The following is a 16,661-nucleotide window of genomic DNA, read 5'->3' as shown; positions in this document are numbered from 1 at the left end:
TTTCATTTTTTCTTTAGGTAAAATCTCCTTGAGTAATTGTTTAATAGCATTTACTTGCGATTAAAATGTTTGTTCTTATTTGAGTTTTTTTGATATGTATTTTATAATTAATTTAAATTTTTCGGAATTTTCATAAGTTTTTGCAGTATTAATATTTTTAATGCCTAGTATTTAAAGTTTGAAAATGTTTGTAAATAGTTCTTCTTTATTAAATTCTCTGTTTATTCCAAACCTGGTTAAAGAAAAATCATATTTTACAGGATCATCTTTATTCTCTTTTGCAAAATGTTTTGTTACTTCTATTGCTTTTTTAATACTTACATTTTTTTTGTTTTTGAGATTAAATAGTTTTGATGAGATATTTGTCATGTGCGTATCCATTGGAACTATTAAATTTGATGGGCTGAATTTATTCCAAATTCCTAAGTCAACATCATCTTTTCTTATCATCCATCTTAAGAATAGAAATAGTCTTTTACAGGCACTTCCTCTTGAAGGTTTTGGAAGTATTATGCCAAATGGGTGTCCATTGATGTTTTCCATTTGTGTTATTAGGTCGTCTAGGCTTGATATGAAATTTTTATTTTTTTTGTAAATGTTATGAAGTAAATTTTCAATTGTTAAGTATTTTTCTTTTACTTTTTTAAAAGACATTAATAGTCTTACAATATCTTCTGTTTTGAAAAATCTATAAGTAAAATCTTTGTATATTGTATCTAATTCTTCTTTTTTAAGCGTTTTAAGTGTTTCTGAAGGTTTATTTCCAAGTGGTTTTAAAACAGATTCAATTGCTGTTAATATTCTCTCAACTCTTCCTAGTGCGAGTGATGAGCTAATGAGACCTGCTAGTTCGATGTCTTCTTTTTCTGTATATTTGTATAAAAATTCTAGTGGATCTGGATGAACAAATTTGCGTTTATTGTATTTATTGTATATCCATTCTAATATGTTTAATGTAGTATCCTTATTTTTTTGCATTGTCAGATTCTAATAGTCCAAGCAATATTTTCTTTAACTTTTTATCATAAAACTTATCTTTGGCCCATTTTCCTGTAAGATCGTATATTGTTGGAGCAGAGCCTCTTTGCACGAGATAAAATCTAGGATCAACCATATTCGATTTTATGTTTTGTCTTGAAGCATAAGCTTTTAAATGTTGAATATGAGCTCTTATTCCTTCTTTGATATTAGAAAAAGAATTTCCCTTTGTAAAATTGTCAGTAGCTCCTATACCTGAGAAGTTGTGTTGCTCTTTAGAGACGATACCATTGAATTTTAAAATTCCCGTTTCAAGTAGCATTTGAGCATAGGCAATATCATAATTTATTCCTTCAATTATGGCCTCATCTATATAAGTTTGTGCAATTGTTTTAACATATTCTGATTTAAGATAAGGATTCATTTTCAATGTGTATTTTACAAGATCTTCTACTTGACTTATTCCTTTACTTAGTAAAAATGGAATGTACTTTTCTTTTTGTATTTCAGTGTTTATTTCAATTATTTCTTCAATGCAGTAACTCTTTACTGTTAGTAATGTCAGACATATTGTTAACAGTATAAATTTTTTTTGCATTTTTAAGATCCTCTGTCCTCAATAAATTGATTGATTTTGTTGGTTATAAAATCAAATCTTGGTAGCATTAATTTTTTGTCTTTAAAGAAATTGAAACTTTCTAAATAACTTCTACTAAAGATGAAATCAGAAATTTCACCAATATGATTCATGTTTATTACTTTTATAGAGGATGGATCTATGTCTGTTTTTTGCCATGCATTTTCATCCTGCTTTATTAGTAGTTGCAATGTTTTTATTTTTGAGCTTTGAGGTTTTCCACCGATGTTTATATATTTTTTTATTTGTTTGTTTTTACTAATGATTTCATTTGCAATATTTGCTTGATTTCCCATTGTAATTAGGGTTAATTGATTTAGATCTGTTTTTAAATTTAGAAATTTTAATTTTTGAGTTGATTTAATAAGTTCAAGAATATTTTGAATCTCTGTAACTTCAGATATTTTGTCTTTTCTGTCGCTGAAAATTTTGATAGGCTCTATTAAATACTTAATAGTCGTGTTAGAAATGTGAGCTAACAATCCTGCATTTTTATTTTTAATAAAATTATGAGTATTTATATATCTGTATTGTGGGGCGTATAGATATACAATGTTTCCTTTTTTAACCAATCTGTTTACAAATGATTTAAACATTGAATCATGAGAATAAAAGGGAAGTATAACTAAGATACTATCATACAGTTTTTGATTGTCACTAATTGGAGCATCTTTATATACATTTTCATATTTTGGCAGATAGTTCATTTCATTTATGAAGAATGGATTAAAATCATAATACAAAAAAGGATTTTGACTTTTAAATCCTAAGGTAAGACTGATTGGATACCAAACTGATAGATTTAAATTATTCTTGTGATCTTTAACTTTTGTAAATCCTATTTTGTAGGTAGAATTGACATCTTTTTGGTAGTCTCTAAATAACCCAAGGTATGAAAATATTGTTGCAATTAGTATTACCATTATTGATGGTAGTACTATCATTATTTTAAATGGGAGAGTAAAAATAATTCTTTTAAGTTTATTATCTTTCTTTTTTGTTCGTCTTCTAAGAATTATTGTCTTTATGGTTTTCATTGTAGTTGCTATTAAGAAAAATAAAAATATGGATCCTGTATAGAACATTAATGGTCTAATCTCTATGAGATATAGAGTAATTATAAAGAATATTCCTGGAAAAATTATGAAATAATCCTCGTAAAAAAATTCTCTTTTAAAATTGAAGAAATTTATTATTAAAAATATACTAAAGCTTAGTAAAAATATTATTTCATAAGATTGTTCATGCATAAAAAGTAATTATTTCCTTAAATAATTATAAGCATAAAAACTCTATTTACAAAATAATTTATTGAGTTATAAATTAGATTATTATGATATAATGTGATTTATAATTCAATAAGTTAATGAATTGGTATTTATCTTGTTTGACTTTAAAGTACTGATTATAACTTTTTAAATTTTTATTTGAAAATATAAAATAGGAGTTATAATTAATTGATATAGTTTATAATTTCTTTTTCTGAATGGTTTGTGATATAATACCTTAAAATCTGAATTGTAAATGGTTTAAACTTTGTCTTTTTTGTTTATTATTTCTTGTTTAATCTATTATTTTCTTTTATCATTTGTTTTTATTGTGGTAGAATTAGGTTCTTTAAGAGGCAATGGTGGTACATGTTGGGAATCTTTTTAGGAACTGGTTCGTCAAGTGGTGTTCCTATGTTGAGTTGCGATTGTAGAGTATGCAGTTTAAATTTTGGTAAAAACAAGAGGTTTAGGAGTTCATTTTTAATCAATTTATATGGAATGAACTTATTAATTGATACAGGTCCTGATATCAGAGCACAGCTTTTAAGAGAAAATATCGTTAAGTTAGATTTGGTATTGTATACTCATGAGCATTATGATCATATTATGGGTCTTGATGATATTAAATTTTATACGAGAGGTGTTCCTTTGCCTATTTATGCTAGAGAGAGTACAATGAAACATATTAGAAATGCTTTTCCACATAATTTTTCATCAAAAGTGACTATAAGTGGGAAAGCAAATATTATTCCTAATTTGGCGATGGATTTACAGCTAATTTTTTTTAGAGGAATAAAGATAATGCCCATTCCTTTATTACATGGGGATATAATTAGTTTAGGATATAGAATAAACAATTTAGCATATCTTACGGATGTTAAATTTATTCCTGAAATTTCTTACAATTATTTAAAGGGATTGGATGTATTAATAATAGATGCTTTAAGGCTTAAACCTCATCCTGGACATTTGAATTTTGATGATGCTATTGTTGAGGTTAAAAAAATAGAGCCTAAGATTGCTTATTTTACGCATATTTCACATGATATAATGCATGAAGAATTTGATTATCTAAAGAGAGATAATATTTATTTGGCTTATGATGGTCTTCAGATACATGTTTGATTTGAATTGGTAAATAATTATGAATTTGATTTCTTGGAATGTCAATGGAATAAGAGCTATTTTTGGTAAAGGTTTTTTTGAGTTTATTGAGAAGTATAATCCGGATATTTTATGTCTTCAGGAGACTAAAGCTTGTAAAGAACAGTTACCAAAGGAGCTTATTAATATTGAAGGGTATTATTCATATTTTTCAAAATCTATAATAAAGGGTTATAGCGGGGTTGGTATTTATTCAAAGGTTGAGCCTATTAAATTAGAAAATATGAATGTGGAAATATTTGATAGGGAAGGAAGATGCCTTATTGCTCATTATCGTGATTTTATTCTTATTAATGCGTATTTTCCTAATTCTCAATCTTTAAGAAAAAGACTTCCTTATAAGCTTGAATTTTTAATGAGTCTTGAGTCTATTGCAAATACATTTGTAACTTCTGGAAAAAGTATTATCATTTGTGGTGATTTTAATATTGCGCATACGGAGATTGATTTAGCTAATCCTAATACCAGCAGAGAGTCTGCTGGTTTTTACATTGAGGAGACTACTTGGATGGATAACTTTTTAAATGGAGGTTATGTGGATACTTTTAGAATGTTTAACATGGATCCGGGTAACTATACCTGGTGGGATTATAAAACAAGGGCAAGAGAGCGTAATATGGGCTGGAGAATAGATTATTTTGTTGTAAATGAATTTTTTAAATCAAAGATAAAAGATGCTTTAATTTTGAGAGAGGTCATGGGTAGTGATCATTGTCCTGTTTTTTTAGAGTTAAAGCAGTAAAGTGATATGTATGAGAGATGTATATGGGTAGATATTTTATAACTATTCTGATTTTTTTTGTTCATGGTTTTAGTTTTGGGATTAATTTAGAGAGTATTGATTTTTATCGCAGTCTTGAGAAGAAAGATCTATTATTTGTGATCCACTTGTTGGAGCGAGAGAGATATTTAACTCAAAAGAATGAGCTTTTTACATATATTGATTTGGCTAAGCAGGTTTTATCTGAAATGGGTTTTGAGGTTTTAAGTGGTGGTAATAAGTTGGATGGTATTCAACATATTAATACTCTACAACGTCCAGAAAATTATAATAGTTTGAAGTTTGTCTTAAAGGCCTCAAAATCTTTAGACATTTTTGTTTACTTTGATGATAATGATGGATTTTTGAAAACTTTAGATGGGCGGAATGTGGGTATTCAAGATGGTAAGTTTATGATTTTAGAGCCAATATCCTTTAAAAGTTATGATAGCTTATCAAATGAGCATACTACTATTGAAATTTATGAGATGAGTATTGAAAATTCTGATTTCAGTAAATTTGTTTTAGATAAATTGAAACCTTTTGTTTATATTGGGGAATTGAATAAGAGAGTTTACTTTGATGATATTTCAAAGTTATCTAAAGGAGAACTTTTATTTTTATTTTATGAATTGTTTCCTCTTGCTAGGTTAAAGGGTGTTAATGATTGGTATGATTTTGGATTTTCGTCTATTCTTAGAGAAATAAAAAAAATTTATAACGTAAAAATCAACTCAAGGAAAATAAAATGAAATGTAAATATATTGACAATATTAGCATATTAAAATTTATCTTTTTAATTTTGGTTTTTCTTTTTTTATCTTGTTCATCTTCTAAGTTAAAGGTTGATAAAAACTTAGTAAGTGGCCGGCTTAAAAATGGACTTAAATATTATATTTATGGCAATCAACTTCCAAGTAAGGCTGTTCATATGGGAATTTTGTTTAATGTTGGCTCTTTAAACGAAGAGGAAAATGAGAGAGGTTTGGCGCATTATCTTGAACATATGGCTTTTAAGGGTACAACAGATTATCCTGGTAGTGAGGGTATTTTGGAAGTTCTTAAAAAATTTGGGATGAAATTTGGGGCTGATATTAATGCTTATACTAGTTTTGATAAAACTTATTATCATCTTGATTTGCCAGATGGTGGTAATGAGTCAGAGATTGATGAGGCCTTGAATGTGTTAAGGAATTGGGCTTTTCAAGTTAAATTTGATGAGGTAGAAATAGATAAAGAGCGTAATGTTATTCTTGAAGAGAAAAAGCGTAGAGAGAATTATGCTGGTAGGGTCGCTGAAAAAATATTTGGGGTTATTTTTAATAATAGTAAATATGCAGTCAGATTCCCTATTGGACTTGAAGAGAGAATTTTATCTTTCAAATCAGAAGATTTTAAGAGATTTTATAAAAAATGGTATAGACCAGATCTTACCAGCATCATTATTGTGGGAGATATTGCCCCTGATAAAATTGAAAAGAAAGTAAGAGAACGATTTGCATCGTTAGAAAAACCAGTAAGTGAGCCTGAAAGGGTTAAAATAAGTTTGGATACTATTATTGATAAAACTTTTGTAAGTATAGAAGATATTGAGACACCATTTCCTAGTATGAATTTTGTTGTTAAAAAGGAGATTGAGAATGATTTTAGCACTGTTGATGATGTTAAAAGATTGGTTGAAAAAACCTTATTAGACGAGCTTTTTGTAAATAGATTTTATGAGTTAAAGATCGCTGGAACAAATTATTTTATGTCCTTTGATAAATTTGATTCACAATTTAAATCAGATGATAATTATATTTTAATTAATGAAATTTCTTTTAAAATTAATCCAGAGCATTTTAAAGAAGCTATTGAAGGATTTTTTTATGAAATTGAGAGAATTAAGAGATTTGGTTTTACAAAGGGGGAAATTGATAAGATCAAATCTAAGCTTATAAGTTCTGCTAAACTAAACAAGGATAATGTCAATAAGCGATATTCATCTAGTATTGCGAATACTTTAGTAGATGTGGCGTCTCAAGGTTATTTGATGTTTGATATGGATGAGTATTTTGATATTTTTGTTGATCATCTAAATAAAATTAGTTTAAAAACAATATCAGATTTTGCCAGAAATGAAGCATCCATAGATGATATGGCTATTATTTATTCTTATTCTAAGAAGTATCATCCTAGTTTAACTTTTGAAGAGATAAAAGAATTGCGTAATTTTGCTTTAGAGAGAGAAATTAAACCTTATGATGATGTATCTATTCAAGGAGAATTCTTTAAAAAATCTTTAGAACACAAAGATATTATTGATGAGAAAGAATTGTTTGATGGGATTTCATCCTTTATGCTGGAAAATGGAGTTGAAGTTTATTTTAAACATAATGAGAATAAGCAAAATATAGTCGATTTTAGTGCATCTTCTTGGGGTGGTTTGTTAAGTGAGAATGCTGAGCTTATACCTATTTTATCTTTGGCTCCAAGAGTAGTTTCTAGTTCAGGGTATGGAGATTATTCTCAGCTTCAAATTGAAAAATATTTGTCAGACAAGATTGTAAGTTTATCACCAACAGTTGGTGATCAAATGACAAGTATTAATGGTAGTGCTGATATTAAAGATCTTGAAACTCTTTTTAAGCTTATATACTTTACCTTTAATGATTCAAAGATAGATGATGTTGTTTTACAAAGTATCATTGATGATGTAAAAGCAAGAATTAAGAGTAAAGAAAATAGTTCTAAACATCTTTTTTACGGTGCTGTTGAGCGATTTTATAACAATGATGATTATCGTTTGAGAGATATTAAAGAATCTGATTTGAAAAATGTATCTAAAGATATTTTTTTAGATTTTTATAGAAAAAGGTTTACTTATGCAAACAACTTCAAATTTGTCTTTGTAGGAGATGTTGATTTAGAGACAATAAAAAATCTTTCAAGTAAGTATTTAGGTAATTTAAGTTCAAAAAAATTAAATGAGTTTAGAGATTTGGATTATTCTTATAAAAACAGCACGGATAGAATAGTTATAAGAAAGGGTGAGGATTCAAGTAGTCTAGTGTACATTTTGTATCCTTTTAAGTTCAATTATACACCTGAGAATATTTTGAATTATGAAGCTTTAGCATCGCTATTAACAGAAGATCTTGTTAAAACCGTTAGAAGGGAAATGTCTAGTGTTTATTCAATAGGAGTCTCTTTTGATTATTTACTTAGAAAACATTCTAATTCTGATGGTTTTATGACTGTGTATTTTACGGTTGAACCTAAAGTTTTAGATAGTGTATTGCAGGTCGTTAATGAGTATATCTTGAAAAAACAAAAATCAGATTTTGTAGACAAAGATTTTGATTATGTTAAGAAAAATATTATTAAAAATAATAGTATTCGTTCTGAATCTAATGGGTATTGGCTTTCAAAGATATTAGGTTCAATTCTTTGGTATGGTGCTTTAAAAGATACTTTCAGTGCTAAATTTATTGAAAATACTTTAAGTAAAGATATGATAAATCTGTTGTTTAAGAAAATAGATTTTAAGCAAGGGGCAGAGATTATCTTGCTGCCAGAAAAGGATAATTAATTTGAAATTTTTATTAGCATATATCATATTTTGTCTTCAAAAAGGATTAATAGTTCCCCGGCTATTAGTCCTTTTGCTTTCCATAATAATTCTTCTAATTTTATAGCCCATTTTTCATATCTCTTTAGTCCAAATTTGGGAAAATATTTGCTGTTAATCAAATATTTTGCAATATCTTTTTTTGAAATTTGAGTGGTATAGGTGAAGAATTCGTTTATTATTAAATATTGAGATTTAACATCATAATCTTTATTGTCTAAAAATTTGATCCAGGATTTTTTGTCTTTAGATGAGACATTTTTATTCCAGAAATTAGAGATTGCTTTATTGAAATTATTGTCTGTAAAGAAATACATGTGTAAGATTTCATGCATAAATATTGTTATTTGATCTGTTTTTGATATAGTTTCATCTTCTGCATAAGTTGCAAATGCAATATTTCTTGATTTATCTTTTATTTTAATTGTATTGTTTTCAATATGTGCTAATTTATTGATTATAATTAAGTTTTTTAAAATTATTTCTTCTTTATTTAGTTTGATATTTGATTTTTGTGCTACGTTGAAAAACGTAATTATATCTTTAAGTCTGTAATTGTGGCCTTTCCATCCTACTTTATTTTTTAGCTCGTTGTTTGATAATAACATTCCCCTAAATCCTTTTTTTTCGATAAAAAATGCAATTCTTTTTAACATTAAAGATTGATAGTTTAAGTTTTTAAATTTTAGTATATATATGTCAGGTTCTGCTATTAGCTTAAATAGCTCAAATGAATCCCTTCTGTAATTTTCTTTTTTATAATTAAAGATGAATTTTAAATCAGAATTTATTGGTTTGTTTATATCGTAGTAAGCATTCATGTCAATATATCCAATTTCGCTTATTTGAATCATATTGTTGTTTTTAGTAAATTTTATTTCATCATTCTTATTTTCTAGTGATGTGTACTTGATAAAATTAGATAATACTATTTTTTGAGATTCTTTTTCTGAATATAAGTTTGTGATCATGGGACTTAATATTATTTCTTTTGCTTTAAAGCCTATAATGGGAAACATATTATTGTTAAGATTAAATTTAATAAAATATTCATTTTGACTGATTAATATTTTAAATTTTTGAGGATTTGAACTTGCTGTTTTACTCTTTGAATTTTTTATTACAATGTTATTTAGATTAATGGATTTGATATTATTCATTTTGATTTCTATTGTTAATATTTTATCTTGATTAATGATTTTTGGAATATTATATGAGTAATTTTTGTCTTGAGTGTTGATTTCTATGCTTGCATTTTCATTGATCTGAAGATTTAGTACAACGTGATTTATTTTATCTTCATCATAGTATATTTTTTTTTGATTGCTATGGCTGATCGGGAATTTTATTTCTTTTTTGTTTGCGTATATTATATAGAAACTTGTTAATAAAATTAATACCGCTAGGATATTTTTCATTATTATATGCAATTAATACAACTGCATATAATAATGAAAAATAGAGAATCTCATAGAGTTCTCTATTTACATCCTCTAGGGGAATTGAACCCCTGTTGCCAGGATGAAAACCTGGAGTCCTAGGCCACTAGACGAAGAGGACAAAAAATTGAGCTCAGTAGGGCTCGAACCTACGACCCTCGCCTTAAAAGGGCGATGCTCTACCAGCTGAGCTATGAGCCCTTAAATAATTAAATTTGCCAAAACTTATTGTACCATTTATCTTATAGTATGTCAATACCTTGCAATAAGTAAAATTTTTAGTTTAATCCATGCAAGTGAGCTGCACAGGACTCGAACCTGTGACCTGCGGGTTAAGAATCCGATGCTCTGACCACCTGAGCTAGCAGCCCTATGTTTATTAATAAACTAATAAATAGGATAAATGCTTACAAATATAATGTCAAGGATTATTATTATTTTTTTCTATCTTTTTTAGCAGGTTTTTTGCTTCTAAATGATTGGGATTTAAGGTTAGCAGTTTTGTTAGAATTTCTTTTGCTAAGATTGTATTTTTTGCATTAACCCTTGCTTTTGCAAGCTTTAATAGTATGTTTTGATTATTTGGTAAAAATCTTAAAGCATTTTCATATGCGAAATCAGCTTCATTATATCTTGCAAGTTTGTAAAAAGAATCTGCAGTTAAAATATATACTTTAGCTATTCTTGCTCCATTAGGCTCAAGACTAATATATTTTTGAAAATGTTTAAGAGCGTTTTTATATTGTCCTTGAAAAAAATATGCTTCTCCTAATGCTTGGATTATTCTTACATCATGTTTATTTATTTCAAGTCCTTTGATGGATTCTAGTTCTGCTCTTTTGTACTCACCTGTTGCTATTAGACTCCATATAAGTATTACTCTTGCATCTAAATTATTTGGATTGTATTTTATTTCATTTTGGGTATTGAGAATAGCTTCTTGAAATTTGCCTTGTCTGTAGAGTAGAAGCGAGTCTTCTTTTTCTTGTGCATTTAGGAGGCTTAGGCATAAGAGTAATATTAGAAATATTTTTGAGTAAAAATTTTTATTTATCACTTTTTTTCTCCATTTCACAATTTCCGTTAAAGAGTGCCCCTGAATCTATGAAGAGTTCCTTTGTTTTAATGTTTCCGATCAAATTTCCAGTTTTATAAATTTTTATTGTCTCTAAAGCCTCTACATTACCTTTCATTGTTCCATGATTTAGGAAATTATTACACTTTATTTCTGCTTCTACATTAGCTTTTTCTCTTAGGTATATTGAACTTGTAGAATTTATGATCCCTTTAAGTACTCCTTCAATGATTATTGGTTTATTGCTTTCTATATATCCTTCAAATTCAAAATTACCCTTTATAACATTTTGGGTATTGTTTTCTTCAAATTCTAGAGTATCTATGCTCAATTTGGCTCCTAAAAATGAATGCTTGACTTAAGCATTCATTTTTACTTTAGCTTTTAATCTTTTCTTTCTCCTAAAAATCTTAGTAAATATAAGAATAAATTTATGAAATCTAGATAAAGCTTTAAAGAGGCTACAACCGCCATTCTACTTTTAATTTCAGTACCGTCTTCTAACATTCTATTCATTTTAGAAATATTTTGAACATCGTAAGCCGTTAGACCTGTAAATAATATGACACCTAAAATTGAGATTAAAAAATTGAGACCTGAACTTCTAAAAAATATGTTAAAGATAGATGCAATAATGATGCCCCATAATCCCATAATAAAATAGCTTCCCATTTTTGTAAGATCTGTGTTTGTTGTGTATCCGTAAAAGGACATTGCAAGGAAAGTTAGAGCAGTAATTCCAAATGTATAGAATATTGAACTTTGAGTGTATATCATAAATACAGAAGATAGTGTTACTCCTGTTAAAGCTGAGTACCCTAGAAAAAGAGCTGTTGCTGTTCCGCTTGATATTTTTTCGATTGCTCCGCTTATTGCATAAACAAGTCCAAATTGTACAAGTATCATTGCTATATATGACATTGGATTTGTGAATATTATAGCTCGCATTGCAGGATTTTCAGATGTTGTGTATGCAAATATTGCAGATATTAAGAGACCAATTGCCATTAATCCAAAAACCTGAGCCAAAAATTTGTTTTTTATCCTTATTTCTTGTTTTTCATGCGTTAATTCAAGCATAATGATTCCTCCTTATTTTTGTTCGTTAAATTTTTTGCATAATTCATTAAATGTTACACTTGGGACTTTCCCATATCTTAGGAATTCCATTGAAAATTCAGCTTTTCCTTGTGTGGATGACCTTAAAACGGTTGAAAATCCAAACATTTCGCTTAAAGGTACCTCAGCTTCAACTTTTGAGAAATTTCCTTCTTCAACAGAGCCCAAAATTATTCCTCTTCTTTGGTTTAGGAGACCAAACATATTGCCTTGAAATTCGGTTGGACCTTCAAGAGTTACTCTCATTATTGGTTCGAGTATTGTAGGTTTTGCCTTATTATAAGCTTCTCTGAAGGCTCCTATTGCTGCAAGTTGGAATGCAATGTCTGATGAGTCAACAACGTGATATTGACCGTCATTAATTGTGATTTTGATCCCGACAATTGGGAAGCCGATTAAAGTTCCCTTTTCCATAGCCTTTTGGAATCCTTTGTCACATGATGGAATGTATTCCGTTGGAATTACTCCACCTTTTATAAGATTGACAAATTCATAAGTTTGTCCTTCACTCTCAAGTGGTTCCATAAATCCGGCAACTCTTCCAAATTGACCTGCACCCCCTGATTGCTTTTTATGAATATAATTAAATTCGGCTTTGTCTGTAATGGTTTCTCTGTATGCTACTTGAGGCATTCCTGTTTCAACTTCTGCTTTAAATTCTCTTCTCATTCTTTCAATGTAAACTTCTAAGTGTAGCTCACCCATTCCTTGTATTATTGTTTCTTTTGATTCGGCATCTACATAAGTTTTGAATGTAGGGTCTTCTTTAGTAAATCTTGCAAGAGCTTTTGCCATGTTATCAGCTGATTTTTTATCCTTGGGTTTTATTGATAAAGATATTACTGGTTCTGGAATGTACATTGATGTCATTGAATAGTTAATTGAAGGGTCACAGAATGTATCTCCTGATGCGCATTCTATCCCAAATAATGCAACGATATCCCCACTGCTTCCAAATTCAATATCTTCAGTATTATTAGCATGCATTCTGATAAGTCTGCCAACTTTGAATTTCTTAGAAGTTCTTGAGTTTATTAGTTCTTGTCCTTTTTTTAAAATCCCTTGATATATTCTTACATAAGTTAATTGACCGTATTGTCCATCTTCTAGTTTAAAAGCCAGTGCTACAGTTGGTAAGGTTTCATCAGTTTTAAGTTCAATTTCTTTTTCGTTTTCGTTTAAATCAAGAGCCACATTTTTGATGTCATGAGGAGAAGGCAAAAATCTATTTACAGCGTCAAGTAAAAGTTGAACACCTTTGTTTTTATAAGCAGAACCCATAAATACAGGACAAAATTTTAAAGCCAAAGTACCTGTTCTGATGGCATCATATATTGTTTCTATATCTATGTCTTTTCCTTCCATATGAAGTTCCATAAGTTTATCATTAAAATCGGATAGAGCATCAAGCATTATTTTTCTCTTTTCTTCAGCCTCATTGATTAACTCAGCAGGAATTTCCTTTTCTATAATTTCTATTCCATCTTTGCCTTCAAAGTAATAGGCTTTCATTAAAACAAGATCCACAACGCCCATGTGTTTATCTTCAAGTCCTATTGGAATTTGCATTAAAACTGAGTTTAAACCAAGCTTATCTTTAAGCTGATCTTTTACATTGTTAGGATTTGCTCCGGTTTTGTCACATTTGTTTACGAAAGCAAGACGTGGTACATTATATCTTTTTAATTGTCTGTCAACTGTAATTGATTGAGATTGAACCCCTGCAACAGAGTCAAGAACAAGTATAGCTCCATCTAGTACTCTAAGTGAACGTTCAACCTCAATTGTGAAGTCAACGTGACCTGGAGTGTCAATAATATTTATTGGATGGTTCTTCCATTCAACGTGAGTTGCAGCAGATGCAATTGTGATACCCCGTTCTCTTTCAAGTTCCATTGAATCCATTGTTGCTCCAACTCCATCTTTTCCCTTTACTTCATGAATGGCGTGAATTTTGTTGCAATAAAAAAGAATACGTTCTGTGAGTGTTGTTTTTCCTGAATCAATGTGGGCACTAATACCTATGTTTCGCAATTTTTTATAGTCCATGGAATATTTTTCCTCCTGAGTGATGTTATACTTAAGAACACTAATTATCTTAATTATTCTACATGATTTTTTAAAAAAAGTCTATTTGAAACTGTTTTGATAGATTTTGACTTAAGGGAGTTTCATTGTTTAAAAGGTTAAGTAATATATTTAATTGCTTTTTTAGCAGGGGATTTTTCGTATTGAATTTTAATTTTTTATTTGTTTTCTTTGTGTTATTAAATTTAATTAATTATTTTTCAATTGTAGCTTGTGAGCAAGTCTAGTTATTTATAGACTTGCTTGACTAAATTGTATTAAACATATACAATTAGTTATAAGGAATATATCATTTAGTAAATTTTGATTTTATTGATTAAAAATGTTTAATATTTAATGAATTTACTCTTTCTTTACTTTATATTTTATACTCCTAAGAATTAATCATTGGAGGATATAAGTTTGAATACTTTAACAATATCTCATGAATTGAGTAAAATATGTCAAGTTGATTATGATTCTGCTTTGTCTGAACTTTCTGTATTTTTTAAGGACGGAAGAGCCTATAAATATTTTAAGATTGAACCAAGGCACTTTAATATAATATCTAAGCTTGTACAAGAGAAAAGGTCAGTAGGTAAATATTTAACGGAACATATATTTAATAAGTATGACCAGGAAAAGCTTTAATTTTAGTTGTTGACTTAGTTATTTAAGAAGGATTCCTATACATTAAGAATTCTTCTTAATTTGTTTCCTTTAAATTGATAATGGGGAACAACATGATTTGATTTAAAAAGTGAAGTTAGATTGTATTTTTTTGCAATAAATGTTATTATGGCGTAATTGTTTTATAAGGGCTTAGGATATGAAAAAATTTTTAATTACTATAATACTATTTTTGTCTTTTAGTAAATCTTATGCCAAGTTTGTATATTTCTCGGCGGGTTTTAGTACACAAATTAGTCTCGAGTCATTTTCTTTATTTAATAGAAAAACTGGTACAGTTTTAGATAAATTGATAAGTTTTGAATTATTTACTATCTTGACAAATTTTCAAAATAATTTTCTTAATCGTTTAAGTGAATTTGAGGATAGTGCATCTTCTTTATATAGTTCTTTTCAAAACAATTTAAGTCTTCTCACTAATTTGTTTAATAGTAGAAAGGATCCAAATTCACAGGTAAATAATATGGAGGAGTCGGATTTGAATGATTTAGACTTGCTTGTGAATAGTACTCATGATTTGAGAGAATTTTTGCGTGCATTGAGTAAATTGAACAAAAAGGTTACGCTTCAAAAATTAGGTGAGACTGGATCGAGTATAAGAAAGCTCTTAGTTGATTTAGAAAAAACGGCAAAACGTGCTCTTGAATTAAAAGAAGTAATATTTAGTCAATTAAATGAGTTTGGGATTAGTAATAAAGATGATTTTTTGAGATTATGTAAAGAAATTTCTACACCAGGGACTGTTTTAAATGATGCTTTGCGGCAAAAATTGTCACCTTTATTTAGTACTAGTTTTCAAGGTTATTTTCAAATTGGTCTTCCTATTGCTAGCAGTAATTTTTATTATGGATTTGAACTTGGATTTGGTGTGAATCTTGGAAGGATGATGTTTCCTAATTTAAACTTTTTAAAGGTTTCCTATCCTGTTAAGTTGGGTTCAGGGATAGTGCCAAGATTATTTATAAAATATGATATTTATTATTTAGCAGCTACTTTATTTTCAGGTTTTGGTGATAGATCTTTAGTTGTAGATCCTGTTTATGCAGGGAATTTAATTGGTAATGGCAAAGTAACCAATCCTTTTAATGTTATTGAGACAGGTCTTAGATTGAGATTAGCCTTCCTTAGTTTTGAATCGTCATTATTATTTTCTATTAATGATTTTAAATATAGAGATTTAAGGGCTGGATTTGGATTTGAGATTCCGGTAGTTATTTAGGCATTGATATTGATTGAAATTTGTAATGTTTATTTTAGTCTAGTATTTGGGTTTTGTTTTGATATATAAGGGTTTATTTTTTTTCCTTTTTTATTTTATATTGTCTTGTAAAACTTTTGCTGAAGATTATCAAGCTATTTCAGATGAGTATTATAAGCTTGCCAGATTAAATGAGGAGCTTGGTAATAATCAGTCATCCGTTGAGCTTTATGAACAAGCTATTAAATTTAATTCTAATGTGAATGATGCGTCTACTTATAATTTTATTTTGGCTTATATCAATTTGAAGAAATATGATGAAGCTGGCTTAAAGATTGAATCTTTATTGGAAAATGATCAGGACAATATTTTGTTGATTAATTTAAAAGCTTATCTATATTTTAAAAAGGAAAATTTAGAAGAGGCTTTGAAATTTTATTTAAAAACTTTGGAAATCGCACCTGCTAATCAAGAAGCTTTATTTAATGTTTTTTATATTTATCATTTAAAGAAGGACATGGAAACTGCAAAGAAGTATATTTTGAAATATAAGGAATTAAAATATTCAGTTCCTTCTAATGCAAGTGAGATAGTCTCGTCCGTTTTGGAGAATTAAAGTTTAAAGATTGTTTTATGCTAATTTTGGCATTCAT

Annotated in this window: 15 protein-coding genes and 3 tRNA genes; 7 read left to right on the top strand and 11 right to left on the bottom strand. The window is 28.4% G+C overall.

What is annotated here, in order from left to right; all coding sequences use genetic code 11:
* Positions 1–171 precede the first annotated feature (171 nt).
* The 3 genes from R5397_RS01745 to R5397_RS01735 are packed head-to-tail and all read right to left on the bottom strand — an operon-like array spanning position 172 to position 2,865.
* Entirely contained in the window at positions 172–978 is an 807-nt protein-coding gene (locus tag R5397_RS01745; protein WP_421622681.1) for a TIGR02757 family protein, read from the bottom strand.
* Positions 965–1,576, bottom strand: coding sequence for a glucosaminidase domain-containing protein (locus R5397_RS01740; RefSeq protein WP_247065672.1), 612 nt, complete (start codon positions 1,574–1,576; stop codon positions 965–967). The genes R5397_RS01745 and R5397_RS01740 overlap by 14 nt, the downstream gene beginning before the upstream one ends.
* A 2-nt stretch (positions 1,577–1,578) precedes the next feature.
* The gene (locus R5397_RS01735) at positions 1,579–2,865 is read right to left on the bottom strand and encodes a hypothetical protein (protein ID WP_421622680.1); all 1,287 of its coding nucleotides are present in this window, start codon (positions 2,863–2,865) and stop codon (positions 1,579–1,581) included.
* A 387-nt stretch (positions 2,866–3,252) separates the two neighbouring features.
* Between R5397_RS01735 and R5397_RS01730 the strand changes: the two genes are divergently transcribed.
* Genes R5397_RS01730 through R5397_RS01715 form a run of 4 tightly spaced genes read left to right on the top strand, consistent with a single transcriptional unit; the run spans position 3,253 to position 8,381 of the window.
* A complete protein-coding gene (locus R5397_RS01730; protein WP_247065674.1) occupies positions 3,253–4,011 on the top strand; it encodes an MBL fold metallo-hydrolase in 759 nt (252 codons plus the stop codon).
* A gap of 19 nt (positions 4,012–4,030) precedes the next feature.
* Positions 4,031–4,792, top strand: coding sequence for an exodeoxyribonuclease III (gene xth / locus R5397_RS01725; protein WP_421622679.1), 762 nt, complete (start codon positions 4,031–4,033; stop codon positions 4,790–4,792).
* Between the two features lie 23 nt (positions 4,793–4,815).
* The gene (locus R5397_RS01720) at positions 4,816–5,562 is read left to right on the top strand and encodes a hypothetical protein (protein WP_421622678.1); all 747 of its coding nucleotides are present in this window, start codon (positions 4,816–4,818) and stop codon (positions 5,560–5,562) included.
* A complete protein-coding gene (locus tag R5397_RS01715) occupies positions 5,559–8,381 on the top strand; it encodes a M16 family metallopeptidase (protein WP_421622677.1) in 2,823 nt (940 codons plus the stop codon). Before R5397_RS01720 ends, R5397_RS01715 begins: the two co-directional genes overlap by 4 nt.
* Before the next feature lie 23 nt (positions 8,382–8,404).
* Here the strand turns inward: R5397_RS01715 and R5397_RS01710 are convergent, their stop codons facing one another.
* The 8 genes from R5397_RS01710 to fusA form a co-directional block, all read right to left on the bottom strand.
* Positions 8,405–9,838 carry a hypothetical protein gene (locus tag R5397_RS01710; protein WP_421622676.1) on the bottom strand — a complete coding sequence of 478 codons (1,434 nt, stop codon included), beginning with the start codon at positions 9,836–9,838 and terminating at the stop codon, positions 8,405–8,407.
* Between the two features lie 69 nt (positions 9,839–9,907).
* Positions 9,908–9,980: transfer RNA gene (locus tag R5397_RS01705), tRNA-Glu, on the bottom strand.
* 7 nt (positions 9,981–9,987) lie between these two features.
* Positions 9,988–10,060: transfer RNA gene (locus tag R5397_RS01700), tRNA-Lys, on the bottom strand.
* A 96-nt stretch (positions 10,061–10,156) separates the two neighbouring features.
* Positions 10,157–10,230: transfer RNA gene (locus R5397_RS01695), tRNA-Lys, on the bottom strand.
* Positions 10,231–10,280: 50 nt separating this feature from the next.
* Positions 10,281–10,916 (bottom strand): tetratricopeptide repeat protein, encoded by a 636-nt coding sequence (locus tag R5397_RS01690; protein WP_421622675.1) that lies wholly within the window; start codon positions 10,914–10,916, stop codon positions 10,281–10,283.
* Complete coding sequence (locus R5397_RS01685) at positions 10,906–11,265, bottom strand: bactofilin family protein (protein WP_421622674.1); 360 nt, start codon at positions 11,263–11,265, stop codon at positions 10,906–10,908. The genes R5397_RS01690 and R5397_RS01685 overlap by 11 nt, the downstream gene beginning before the upstream one ends.
* A 53-nt stretch (positions 11,266–11,318) precedes the next feature.
* Positions 11,319–12,014, bottom strand: coding sequence for a Bax inhibitor-1/YccA family protein (locus R5397_RS01680; protein WP_421622673.1), 696 nt, complete (start codon positions 12,012–12,014; stop codon positions 11,319–11,321).
* 12 nt (positions 12,015–12,026) lie between these two features.
* A complete protein-coding gene (fusA, locus tag R5397_RS01675; RefSeq protein WP_421622672.1) occupies positions 12,027–14,102 on the bottom strand; it encodes an elongation factor G in 2,076 nt (691 codons plus the stop codon).
* 441 nt (positions 14,103–14,543) lie between these two features.
* Between fusA and R5397_RS01670 the strand changes: the two genes are divergently transcribed.
* The 3 genes from R5397_RS01670 (at position 14,544) to R5397_RS01660 (ending at position 16,624) form a co-directional block, all read left to right on the top strand.
* On the top strand, positions 14,544–14,771 hold the full coding sequence (locus R5397_RS01670) for a KTSC domain-containing protein (RefSeq protein WP_025375539.1): 228 nt from the start codon (positions 14,544–14,546) through the stop codon (positions 14,769–14,771).
* 178 nt (positions 14,772–14,949) lie between these two features.
* Positions 14,950–16,029 carry a hypothetical protein gene (locus R5397_RS01665; protein ID WP_421622671.1) on the top strand — a complete coding sequence of 360 codons (1,080 nt, stop codon included), beginning with the start codon at positions 14,950–14,952 and terminating at the stop codon, positions 16,027–16,029.
* A gap of 61 nt (positions 16,030–16,090) precedes the next feature.
* Entirely contained in the window at positions 16,091–16,624 is a 534-nt protein-coding gene (locus R5397_RS01660; protein WP_421623051.1) for a tetratricopeptide repeat protein, read from the top strand.
* The last annotated feature ends 37 nt before the right edge of the window (positions 16,625–16,661 follow it).

This window comes from Borrelia sp. MN22-0132 (assembly GCF_049201035.1).
Taxonomy (GTDB): domain Bacteria; phylum Spirochaetota; class Spirochaetia; order Borreliales; family Borreliaceae; genus Borrelia; species Borrelia puertoricensis.
This window is presented reverse-complemented; position numbering and strand designations above follow the sequence as displayed.

Excerpts from the sequence above, each read along its gene's own strand:
- R5397_RS01715 (WP_421622677.1), top strand. The coding sequence starts at position 5,559 with ATGAAATGTAAATATATTGACAATATTAGCATATTAAAATTTATCTTT.
- R5397_RS01735 (WP_421622680.1), bottom strand. The coding sequence starts at position 2,865 with ATGCATGAACAATCTTATGAAATAATATTTTTACTAAGCTTTAGTATA.
- xth (WP_421622679.1), top strand. The coding sequence starts at position 4,031 with ATGAATTTGATTTCTTGGAATGTCAATGGAATAAGAGCTATTTTTGGT.
- R5397_RS01745 (WP_421622681.1), bottom strand. The coding sequence starts at position 978 with ATGCAAAAAAATAAGGATACTACATTAAACATATTAGAATGGATATAC.
- R5397_RS01665 (WP_421622671.1), top strand. The coding sequence starts at position 14,950 with ATGAAAAAATTTTTAATTACTATAATACTATTTTTGTCTTTTAGTAAA.
- fusA (WP_421622672.1), bottom strand. The coding sequence starts at position 14,102 with ATGGACTATAAAAAATTGCGAAACATAGGTATTAGTGCCCACATTGAT.
- R5397_RS01710 (WP_421622676.1), bottom strand. The coding sequence starts at position 9,838 with ATGAAAAATATCCTAGCGGTATTAATTTTATTAACAAGTTTCTATATA.
- R5397_RS01680 (WP_421622673.1), bottom strand. The coding sequence starts at position 12,014 with ATGCTTGAATTAACGCATGAAAAACAAGAAATAAGGATAAAAAACAAA.
- R5397_RS01730 (WP_247065674.1), top strand. The coding sequence starts at position 3,253 with ATGTTGGGAATCTTTTTAGGAACTGGTTCGTCAAGTGGTGTTCCTATG.
- R5397_RS01720 (WP_421622678.1), top strand. The coding sequence starts at position 4,816 with ATGGGTAGATATTTTATAACTATTCTGATTTTTTTTGTTCATGGTTTT.
- R5397_RS01740 (WP_247065672.1), bottom strand. The coding sequence starts at position 1,576 with ATGCAAAAAAAATTTATACTGTTAACAATATGTCTGACATTACTAACA.